This is a genomic window from Vibrio sp. 1F263 (assembly GCF_041439035.1).
GTDB lineage: Bacteria > Pseudomonadota > Gammaproteobacteria > Enterobacterales > Vibrionaceae > Vibrio > Vibrio tasmaniensis_A.
In genome coordinates this window covers 38,165-49,548 of record NZ_JBGONI010000026.1, presented here as the reverse complement: position 1 = coordinate 49,548, position 11,384 = coordinate 38,165, and the positions used below count along the sequence as shown (strand labels likewise).

General features: G+C 43.8%; 8 protein-coding genes. 5 read left to right on the top strand and 3 right to left on the bottom strand.

Annotated features, from left to right (window positions below; genetic code table 11):
- The first annotated feature begins 100 nt into the window (after positions 1 to 100).
- The 5 genes from ACED25_RS16025 to ACED25_RS16005 are packed head-to-tail and all read left to right on the top strand — an operon-like array spanning position 101 to position 7,662.
- A complete protein-coding gene (locus ACED25_RS16025) occupies positions 101 to 1,309 on the top strand; it encodes a TolC family protein (protein ID WP_371695669.1) in 1,209 nt (402 codons plus the stop codon).
- Between the two features lies 1 nt (position 1,310).
- Complete coding sequence (locus ACED25_RS16020; protein WP_371695658.1) at positions 1,311 to 2,537, top strand: efflux RND transporter periplasmic adaptor subunit; 1,227 nt, start codon at positions 1,311 to 1,313, stop codon at positions 2,535 to 2,537.
- A complete protein-coding gene (locus tag ACED25_RS16015; protein ID WP_371695668.1) occupies positions 2,527 to 5,682 on the top strand; it encodes an efflux RND transporter permease subunit in 3,156 nt (1,051 codons plus the stop codon). Before ACED25_RS16020 ends, ACED25_RS16015 begins: the two co-directional genes overlap by 11 nt.
- Positions 5,672 to 6,352: a response regulator transcription factor gene (locus ACED25_RS16010; RefSeq protein ID WP_135383805.1), complete on the top strand. Its 681-nt coding sequence runs from the start codon at positions 5,672 to 5,674 to the stop codon at positions 6,350 to 6,352. Before ACED25_RS16015 ends, ACED25_RS16010 begins: the two co-directional genes overlap by 11 nt.
- 2 nt (positions 6,353 to 6,354) lie before the next feature.
- Complete coding sequence (locus tag ACED25_RS16005; protein WP_371695657.1) at positions 6,355 to 7,662, top strand: sensor histidine kinase; 1,308 nt, start codon at positions 6,355 to 6,357, stop codon at positions 7,660 to 7,662.
- Between the two features lie 179 nt (positions 7,663 to 7,841).
- Here ACED25_RS16005 and ACED25_RS16000 read toward each other — a convergent pair whose 3' ends face one another.
- From ACED25_RS16000 to ACED25_RS15990, 3 genes are all read right to left on the bottom strand, one after another.
- Positions 7,842 to 8,804: a DUF2860 domain-containing protein gene (locus ACED25_RS16000; protein ID WP_371695656.1), complete on the bottom strand. Its 963-nt coding sequence runs from the start codon at positions 8,802 to 8,804 to the stop codon at positions 7,842 to 7,844.
- A 258-nt stretch (positions 8,805 to 9,062) separates the two neighbouring features.
- Entirely contained in the window at positions 9,063 to 10,874 is a 1,812-nt protein-coding gene (phaC, locus tag ACED25_RS15995) for a class I poly(R)-hydroxyalkanoic acid synthase (RefSeq protein ID WP_009845465.1), read from the bottom strand.
- Between the two features lie 73 nt (positions 10,875 to 10,947).
- Positions 10,948 to 11,295, bottom strand: a complete 348-nt coding sequence (locus ACED25_RS15990; protein ID WP_269334797.1) for a phasin family protein — start codon at positions 11,293 to 11,295, stop codon at positions 10,948 to 10,950.
- Positions 11,296 to 11,384 lie beyond the last annotated feature (89 nt).

The following is an 11,384-nucleotide window of genomic DNA, read 5'->3' as shown; positions in this document are numbered from 1 at the left end:
GGGTTGCGCTTCTCTATCACCAACGCCGCAAGCCAGTTTAAACAATACAACCCAGATTCCCGAGCAATGGGAAAGCTCTCAACGATACGTAAACACTACGATGTCGACACAATTGCTCTCGCTGTTCAACAATCAAGCTCTCGCCGATCTGGTTCAAGAAGCCCTCACCAATAACCACGACCTACATAAAACTGCACTTCGCTTGAAGCAAGCTGAACTATTAGCGGCTCAAAGTGATCAATACCTTCAACCTTCTTTAAATACAGACTTTCAAGCCTCTAGACAAAAAACAAGTCAAATTCAGAACAGTCACAAACTGTCTTTGAATTTAAGTTGGGAGTTTGATGTTTGGGGACGCTTAGCTGACTCAGCAAGCGCAGCTAACGCGAAACAACAGGCAACACAACTCGACTATGCTTACGCACAAAACTCTCTCGCGGCTCGCGTAATAGATGCGTGGCTTGATGTTGCTTACAGAGCAAGAGTGATCGGGGTTGAACAACGCTGGCTACAAAGCCTTTCAAACACTGAGAATATTGTACTAGAGCAAGTGCTCGATGGGTTTAAAGAACAAGCAGACCTCGACACAGCTCGTGCTGCAACATCCAGAGTAAGAGCGAGTTTAGCGGCTAAAGAGCAAGATCAACTTATCGCAATCAGAGGGCTTAATACCTTGCGAGGTAAGAGCGACAACCAGCTTAACCGAATGATTTTCACGATCTCAGAAGTTGAAGCTCCGCCATTACGTCTTCCCGGAGAAATGATTGGATCACGTCCTGACCTCCTTGCCGCTTATCAGCAAGTGCTCGCCGCCGACAAAAGCGCGGCAGTTGCTTACAAAGATCTACTGCCTAAATTCACGCTGTCTGCCTCTGTTTATCGTAGCGGTTCAACACCAAACCAGCTTATCGACAATCCTTCCCTGTGGAATCTCGTTGGGGGGATCAGCGCACCTCTTCTTGACCAATCATCACTACAAACCCAAGCAAAAATAGCTCAGCTTCAAGCAGAAGAGAGCTTTGTTGATTACCAAAAGAAACTATTGGTTGCCATCAATGAGGTAGGAAATGCACTAGACAAAGAGTTCTACCTCAAACAACAAGAACAGCATTATCGAGATGCTTTTACATTCTCCAAGGCTAGTATGAAAAACTATCAAAACCTTTACCAGGAAGGAGCCAGTGACGTTTTGGCACTGCTTATCGCCCAACAATCTATTTACCAATCTAAAATCCAGTTGCTTAATACTCAGCGTAGTCGGCTCTCAAACAGAATTACCTTAGGGTTAGCATTAGGAATGGGGGTTTAAAATGAAACAGATACTTGTTACAGCTTTGGGCTTGCTCAGTATCATTGCCACCGCGATGTACATCATGAAGTCAATCCCCGAAGAAACAACGTTAGCGCTGGAAGCTCAGCCTCGACAATATATCAAAGTCACCACAGTCGACATTGCTGCCGGGGAACACCGCTCTACCATTGAAGGTTACGGTCAGGTAATTCCAGAAGAAACTTTAACGCTCACGAGTCAGGTTTCAGGAGTGATTCTTTCGAAAGCAAAAAAATTTCAACTAGGTGAACAAATCTCTAAAGGTGATCTGCTATTTCACATTGACGATTCCAGTTACCAAGTACTTCTGGCTAACGCAGAAAAGGAGCTAGCTAACGCACAACTTTCATTTTTCCAAGAACAACGCAAACATCAACGTGCTAAAAAAGAGTGGAAAACTTCAGGTATAGAAGAGGCACCGAGCCCCCTCGCTTTGCGAGAGCCTCAGTTTAAAGCAGCAAAGGCACGATTAAACGCCGCACAACAAGCAGTTGAAGATGCTAAGCAACAACTAAATAACACGAATATCCATGCTCCTTTTGATGCCATTGTCAGCCAAAGCAACGTCACCACAGGCAGTGTTGTTGCATCCGGAACCTCGTTGGGACAGATCAAATCCATAGAAACTGCTGAAGTACATCTTCAGCTCACAGAACGCGACTGGCAACAGCTCCCCTCCGATTTGAGTGCACTGTCGGTGACAATTCAGTCAGCATCTGATTTAGATTCAGGGCAACAATGGGCAGCACGGGCGAGTCACCTTTCACTGCTCGTGGAACAATCAACACGTATGCGTAACCTCATATTAAAAATAGACTCCCCTCTTCAACAGCCAGATCCTTTGCTGATCGGGAGCTTTGTTAGAGTTGTCATTCAAGGTAAGAGCCACTCAGATAGTTTTGTAGTTTCATCCTCTTCCATTACTGCAGATGGCAATATTTGGTACGTCAAAGAAGGTCAACTTCATCGTCACAAGACTCAATCACTGTTTCAAGATATCGATGCGATTGGTTTTGAACAGGGCAACCTAAATCAACACATCACTTTGGTTGTAAAGCCGTTGTCCAGCTACGTGGAGGGAATGCAAGTATTAGCACTTTCGGATAGCTCTCACGCAGACGACACGGAAAAACTCGCATTAAATCGGAGCCTCCCGACTCCTGCCTCTGGGGATAAATCACTTAAAGAGGTGAATGATGGACAATAACCTAAAAACTCATGGCGTTATCGCATGGTTTGTTCACAATCCTGTTGCTGCAAATCTTTTAATGGTTTTGATCATAGTCGCGGGTGGTTTTTCGGTTATCCAATCACGGGTAGAAAGCTTCCCCTCACTCCCCCCTACCAATATTACGGTAAGCGTCGAATATCAAAGTGGCTCAGCTCGCTCTGCTGAAGAAAGCATTGCGATAAAAATAGAAGATTCATTGTTAGGTGTAGAAGGCATCAAACAGATACACAGCAGTTCAAATAGTGACGGTGCCACGGTAACCATCACTAAGTCGAGTGGCTATTCACTCGACAAACTGCAACAAGATGTAAAAAGTGCGGTTGATGCTATTGGCGATTTACCTAGTGAAGCAAAAAAACCAGTGATCACGCGTCAAGCCGACCTTGAAGAGGTAGTTTCAATTAACCTGTTTGGTGACGTGCCTATCGGTGCATTACAGCGTTATTTAGACGAGTTACGACACAAGCTCCTAAACTCTCCTTTGATACAAAAGGTTGATTACATTGGCCGAAAATCTCAGCAGGTCTCGATTGAAATTGACGAGGCAAAATTGCAAGCTTTCAGTCTCACGATGGAGCAAATTGTCAGCCAAATTAGAGCAGAATCATTAACCCAAACGGCCGGCCAGCTCAAAGGTTCTCAAGGGACGTTAGTTCTTAAAGCGGACCAGCAACACCGTAGCGCGAAAGAGTTCGCTTCGCTGCCAATTAAACGCACAGCAACAGGGCAAACCATACTCTTGTCCGACGTGGCACATATTGAATTAGGATTTGACGACGACGGCATCATTACTCGTTATAACGGCCATCCATCAGTAGGATTAAAGGTGAAAATGTATGGTCAATCAAACATCAACCAGCTAGCCCAAGAGACCAAATCCATCGTTGATGCTTACCAATTGACTCTGCCGAACGGTATCCACCTGACCCAATGGAATGATCAAAGTGAGCCGATTAAAAACCGTTTATCTTTGCTACTTAAGAACAGTGCTCAAGGTATCGCTCTCGTTGTTATTTTACTGGCTCTGCTCTTAAACATACGTGTGGCTTTCTGGGTTGCCGTTGGCCTACCTGTTACGTTTGCCGGTGCAATGGTCCTTATGGGAAATTCTTTCTTTGGACTCACCCTTAATGAATTAACCACCTTTGGCTTCATCATGGCCCTCGGAATTGTTGTTGATGATGCAGTCGTCATTGGTGAAAGTATTTACGAACAAAGAGAGAAACACGGAGCGTCCGTTGAGTCGACCATCGCTGGCGCGCAAAAAGTTGCAACACCAACCACATTTGGTGTGTTGACAACCATCGTCGCTTTTATGTCTCTCAGCTTAATCGAAGGGGAACTCGGTAAGATCTTTGCGCAATTTGCCATGGCTGCAACTTTCTGCCTGATTTTCTCACTCATTGAGTCCAAATTAATTCTCCCAGCTCACCTTGCCCGAGTCAAAATGGAACCGACTTCAGCATGGGGTATTCCTGCCGTATGGCACTATATTCAACAGCGTGTTCTACGTGGTTTCAAATACATCACTTGGCATCTATACAAACCCTGTTTACAACTGGCTATACGCTACCGTTATGCTGTAATTTGTGGCTTTTTTTCCCTGTGTATTCTAGTTGGCGGTTCGCTAATAACTGGCAAACTTAAGTCGGTATTTTTCCCAGAGATTTCTACTAACTTCATCACGATCGAGCTCGCATTCGAAGATGATACTGGCTACGGATTAGTACAACGTGAAACACTTAAAGTTGAACAAATGGCGGCATCATTGAATGATTCGTTGGTGAAGCAATATGCGCTGTCTGTACCACCAATCCAAAGTGTATTGGTAGAAACCACCAATAACAGTTCGCAAATCATTGTTGGCCTTTCGAGCAACACTGAACGCCCAATCAGCGCGGGTGCAATCGCTAAAGAATGGCAATCCATGGTCCCAACACTTGAAGGCATAGACAGCGCCAATTTCTTAGCCGATATGATCAACGATAAAGCAATAAGCATAGAATTAAGAAGTCAAAATGAAGCAACGATCAGCAACGCAACTCGCGAACTGACTGATCATCTCAATAATGTACAAGGTGTGCATGGAATAAAAAGTAGCCTCGCGAATACACAAGCCCAAGTTGATATTAAAGTTAACGATATGGGGTTAACGATGGGGCTTACTACATCGAATCTCTTACAGCAACTCAACATGGCCTATCAAGGTTATGAAGTGCAGCAATTTCAAGAAGGTTCGCATGAAATAAAGGTCAAAATTCAGTATCCGCGGGCAAAAAGACAAACACTGGATAATCTCAAATACGCACAAATTCGCTTGGGCAATGGTAAGTTAGTACCACTCAATGCGGTAGCCAATATATCGACTCGATATGTGTCCAAAAACATTGAACGAATGAATCGTAACAGAGTCAATGTGATATCAGCTGATGTTGATAAAACGATCGCCTCTCCAGAAGAGATCATTGATAAGTTAGATAGCGACCTGTTTAAAAGATTACAGAATAAGTATCGTGACCTAAACATTGTCCTTTCTGGACAGCAACAAGAGCAGGAACAAATATCTAATTCACTGTATAGCGTGTTTGCTATCGCTCTTATCGGCATCTACGCATTGCTTGCAATACCACTCAACTCATATTTCCAGCCACTGCTGATCATGTGCACAATTCCATTTGGTATTGTGGGCGCCTTGATGGGACACTTAATCCAAGGGATACCCATCAGTATACTTTCTCTGTTCGGAATGCTTGCATTAACCGGGGTCGTCGTGAATGATAGCCTCTTACTTATCTCACGCTTTAATACCAAGATAATGAGTGGTGATACCGTATACGAGGCGTTAATTGAATCAGGAACAGGACGCTTAAGGGCTATTGTGCTGACTTCTGCAACCACGTATTTTGGCTTAGTGCCCTTACTGTCAGAAACCTCTCCTCAAGCTCAGTTTTTAATACCAGCAGCTACGTCAATGGGGTATGGAATCTTATTCGCAACGGTAATAACACTTCTTTTGGTACCCGTATTGCTAATGGTTCAGCAAGATATCAAGCAGTTGTTTCACAACATAACCACCCAAAGATCCGCTTCTTTTACTGGGGTTAAGAAAAATGAAATCTAACTTATCTATCAACGTGTTACTAGTTGAAGATGACAAGGAACTCGCCGCTTCAGTTGCAGAGTTTCTCGAATTTGAAAACATCAAATGCGATCATGCTTACAATGGGTTAAGCGGTTTTACACTCGCAAAACAAAACTACTATGACGTTATTCTCCTTGACCTAATGTTACCCAAAATAGATGGTTTTACTGTCTGTGAAAGACTTCGCGACGACGGTGACGATACGCCTATTTTGATGCTGACGGCAAAAGATACGCTGCAAGACAAAGAAGCTGGCTTCAATGCAGGCACCGATGACTACTTAATCAAGCCATTTGCAATGAAAGAGCTCGCCTTACGTATCAAGGCGCTCTCTAAGCGAAGGAGTAGCCAACAAAAAAGGTTAATACAAGGTGACTTAGTCTATGACCTAGAAAGCCAGCAAGTATCAAGATCAGAGCAAGTCTTGGACTTAAATCGACTCAACCTAATGCTTTTAGAACTCCTCATGCGCCGAAGTCCACAAGTGGTTACTCGTAGAGAAATAGAGGAGTGTTTATGGCCAAATGACGCACCAGAAAGTAACAACATAAAAGTGCAGGTTTATCAACTGAGACAAAAAATCGATAAGCCTTTTGAATCTAAGTTGATTGAAACCGTCGTTGGCCAAGGTCTGAGGATCAAAGGGTAACCATGAGCATGAAAAAGAGCTTCCCAATACGGGGTCACCTTACTACCTTTTTCTTGGGCTTGTCACTTCTGACAGCCTTACTATTCGGAGAACTTTTAATCCGTCACTTTGAATATGGAATAGAAGATTCAGTAAAAATGCGACTCGCCAGTGAATGGTTGAGCTTTAACGAAGTACGCCTTATAAATCCAGAAGCCAAACTACCTAAATCTTACGTAGTGTCATTTTATTATGACCAATTGCCTAACATAAAGGTCGATGGTAAAGACGTACTTCGGGATGTGACATTTGTTAATGACGAGTTCACAGTCGTCTTCGTTGATGAAACGGTTACCAACGACATCAAGAAAGAGGCTGTCTTTGGTGTCTACCGTTTTGCTCTCGAAGACGGACGATTGGTATTCGGAGTCGCTAGGTACGACTACCGCCTAATTGGCGATACAATAGATGTGTGGTTCGATCATCGCTTCAACCTTATTATCTATATTGCTCTTGGCTATATATTTTTTATTGTATTAGCGCTTTGGCTCTACAGTTACCGAGTAGGAAAAAAAACCGAACAACTCGTCGAATGGTCAGAAAGCGCGTCCAACGACCTATTGGCGAACCCCGCTCCCAACTTTAAATTCAGTGAATACAATCGAGTTGCGCTTTATCTAGAAAAGGCACTCAGTAAGAATGCGCATTTGGTAGAAAGAGAACAACGTTTTCTATCTCATGCTAGTCACGAATTGAGAACGCCTATTGCAATCATACGAGCAAATATGGAGATCTTAGAGCGCATCTCCCTGCCCTCAGATTTACAGCGCCCGATCAATCGTATCGACCGCGCGAGCAGCAACATGCAGCAAATTACCGAAACCATGCTCTGGCTAGTCCGAAAGAGTGAAACGCCACCGAATCAGAGCTTAGTTTCGGTCGTCGCTTTATTAGATAATTTGATAGAAGAGTTGGAGTATTTAATTCAAGGTGAAGAGATCGACATCATCCGCAATTACCTTCATGCCCCAACAGTGGAACTTCCAGAGACTCCAATCAAAATTGTCGTTGGTAACCTCATTCGTAACGCTTTCCAATACACACATAGCGGCACTATCCATATCTATTTCGAAGAAAACAGCATAGTCATCAAGAATATAAACACACAGAAACTTGATCTGCCATTTCAAGATAGCTTTGGCCTTGGGCAGGATTTAACCGAGAAAATATGTAAGAAGCTAGGATGGCACCTTGAAGCAGAGGAAATAGAGGGAGGCTTGTTGGCTCGGCTTCATTTGCCGGTCGAAGAAAAATCAAATACCAATGCTTAACTTCGTTTAAGTCGAATGACCAAGCCTCGGGGCAATCCGACCGGGTGTTTTGGTCGCCATTGACTGAATTTAAGCTTCATCACTCATATTCAGTCGCAGCCTCTAGCCGAAAAAGTAAACAATAAAAAGGGCTAACAAATATGCTAGCCCCAACTCATCGTGATTAAGTAGTCAATTACTTAAAAGTGATAGCTAACACCAACACTCATCAAATATCCGCTGGTATCGTAGAATGCGATATTGGAATTGTTACTAGAATAACCCGCTAATGCGTTGAATCCCCAGTCTTCCCACCCCATAACGTCCATATATTCATAGCCAAGCGTTGCGCTATATCCATTGTCTTCACGTGTTTTCTTGAATACTGGATTGGATGCATCATATGAGCGGTGACTGTAATCTGCATTGACCGAGAATGCATGATCATCCACCATCATTATGTAGGTCAACGAGCCAGAGTAATCAGAGAAAGAAACTGCTTTACCGTCTGCAAGATGTTTTTGATAAGACAACGATGGTTCGATAAAAGAGCTCTCACTAACAGGCATCTCCATAGATAGGCTTGCATAATAGCCTTTAGCGTCACGTTGGAGTACACCTGTTGGCACTCCTAGATGAACGCCCGATTTGTCATTTTTAATGTCTTGCTTGTAGACAGCGAAATCACCCGATAAACCAATATCTAATAAGTTGTCGAGTTGTACACGAAAGGTATCACCAGAGATGTCGGTTTTAGTCCTCGTAGTATTGGCTATAAACGGGTCTTCCCATACTTCACCATTTGCGATTGTTGGAAGGTAAGAGAAAGATACAACCGATTCGTTGCCATATTCCAGTGCGTAGCCAAATTCAAAAGCAAAAACACCTTCAATGATATCGCCACGCGAGGTCCCCATAAAGACCTGCTGGTCGCTATCTGAACCAAATGTGTAGCGCAACTGTCCTAATGGTACAACAAGCGCACTCGAATCCGATTCTCCTTTGCTGTTCAAGCTGCCTTTTTTTACAGCCTCTGAGTCATCGGTTTCACTACCAAAGCCGACCAATACTCCAACTTCGCCTCCCCAGCCTGGTTCATCAAGTTCAGCCAATACATTTGCACTAAACAAAACCCCTAGAGTCATTAACATGCGGTAATTCATCGCTACTTCTCCTTATGAAAGTAGCGAATAGTTTGCCAACTCGAAGGTAAATTTGGGGTGAATAGAGATACTTCATTGTGGGAGTATACTGACGGCATATGCAACAACTCAGACAGCCGTTTTTTTTACGACGATTTGTATTGTTACACCTCAAGTGGTAGTGGGCGTTTGGGTATTGATGCGTTTGATAAGTGCACCTCTGATATAAGTGGCTGATACCCTAGCAGAAATAGGTATCAACCACTCACGTTAAACAAGCTAAGCGTCGCTTTTCGGAGCCTGTACATCAACGACTTCTTTATCGACGATAGGAAGTACCTGTTTTACATAGTTACCCGGTGCCTTGCCAATCACAGGGTGAAGCTCGGAACCTTGATTGAAAGGTTCGATTTTCTCGTCAGCTTCAAAGCCTTGTAACCATTGATCCCAATGTGTCCACCATGAGCCTTCGTTGTGACTTGCGTTGTTTAGCCATTCGTCAGCAGAGTCGTCTAGGTTGTCGTTCAACCAGTAGCCGTATTTCTTTTTCTCTGGATGGTTAACAATGCCTGCGATATGACCAGACTCGCCCAGAACAAACGTCTTGTTGCCACCAGTGTTCAATGCACCACGGTAAGTCCCCTGCCACAACGCGATATGGTCTTCTTTGGTCGAGATGAAGTAGCTTGGTATCTTAATTTTATTCAAATCAATCCATACGCCGCCCACTTTCACGCCTTTGTCTTGAACCAGTTTGTTTTCAAGATAAAGCTCTCGCAGCAAGAAGTTATGGCATTTAGCCGCCACGTTAGTGCTATCACTGTTCCAGTACAGAAGATCAAACTCCATCGGGCTACTGCCTTTGAGGTAGTTATCAATATAGTAGTTCCAGTATAAGCTGTTCTCTCGAAGCAAACTGAACGTCACACTCAACGAACGACCATCCATATAGCCCTTGCCATCGTTCTGCTTCTCGATCGCGTTGATGATTGTCTCATTGATGTACGCGCCCACCTCACCCGGCTGCGAGAAATCCAACAAGGTGGTAAAGAAGGTCGCTGTTTTAATACGTTTCTTCATGCGTTTTGCAGCGTAGTAAGCCACCGTCGAAGCCAACACCGTGCCGCCAATACAGTAACCCGCCGCATTGATTTGCTCTTTACCGGTAATGTCTTCAATCGCAGCAACGGCTTTAACCACGCCTTCCGTGACATAATCACCAAACTCAGTGTCTTTCTGCGCTTCACCTGGGTTGCGCCAAGACATCATGAATACGCTATGTCCTTGCTCAAGTAACCAGCGCACCATCGAGTTCTTCTCACGAAGGTCAAGAATGTAGTACTTATTGATGAACGGCGGAACGATCAACAAAGGCGTCGCGTTAACCTGCGGTGTCTTTGGATGATACTGAATCAGCTCAAACAGCTCGTTTTGAAAAACAACATCACCTTCCGTGTTCGCAACATCTACACCCAATCGGAAAGCGTTGTTGTTGGTCATGCGGATCTTGAGTATATCGGCGCTTGCTTCAACGTCTGCTTGTAACTGCTCTAACCCATCAAGCAGGTTTTCACCATTTCGCTCAAGCGTCAGTTTCATCAACTCTGGGTTAGTCGCAATGAAATTGCTAGGAGAGAGAGCATTGATTGCCTGACGTGAAAAGAACGCCACACGCTCTTTGGTTTTCTCGTCGATGCCTTCGATAGAATTGATGGTGTCGATGTAGCTTTTACTGAATAACAAATAGGATTGCTTGATGAAGCTATAGAAAGGGTCGTTCTTCCATGCATCATCGATAAAGCGCTTATCACTGCGATCTTCTGAGATGACACTTTCAGTGTTGCCCATCAGTGCTGCGTTTTGCCAGATTTGCAGTTGCTGTTCCCACCATTGAGATTGCAGCTGAAGCAGGACGGCGGGTTGGTTGGCGGCTTGCTCGAAGATTTTTGATGCATCATCAAAATTCAATTCTTGCATCGCTTGATTTAGGGGAGATTGCGCGGCTTCCTTGTTTTGTTCAAAGTTATCCCACCATTGCTGGTTTGTTTGTTGAAGTTTAACAAGGTAGTCCGAAAAGAAGTGTTGAAACATAACATGACTCCAATAATCGGAAAATCGCCACCGAATGTGACAGTAAAACTGCCTCACTCGATGGCGATTAAATTTATGCAGGTGTGACTGTTTTCAAGTTTTCAGTTGTTAGTGTTTCAACATCGTCTTTGAATTCTTTGGCAGCCGCTTGCAGTTTCGAACTGTCACTCATCATTTGCTGAGACAGTTGAGTTAATGCCGTGAGTTGTTGACTATTGAAAGCGGTCAGGCTGTTTACATCTTTGATTTCGCTGACTGCCTTCATTTGAGAAAGGCCCATATCCGTATAAGTCTGCATCGCATTCATTTGCAGTTCTGTCATCGTTTGAATGTTCTTAGCAACCAACTTGTTGAACTTTAAGTACGGTTCAAATTGCTTTTCTGTTTGGTCAGTCATTGTTTTGAAAATATCCGTGTACATAAGTAACTCCTGATGAATACATAGTTTAATAAATTTGTATAATCATCGTTTCAGCCAACATTCATCTATGAGCTCGCGATGCTTTGAAA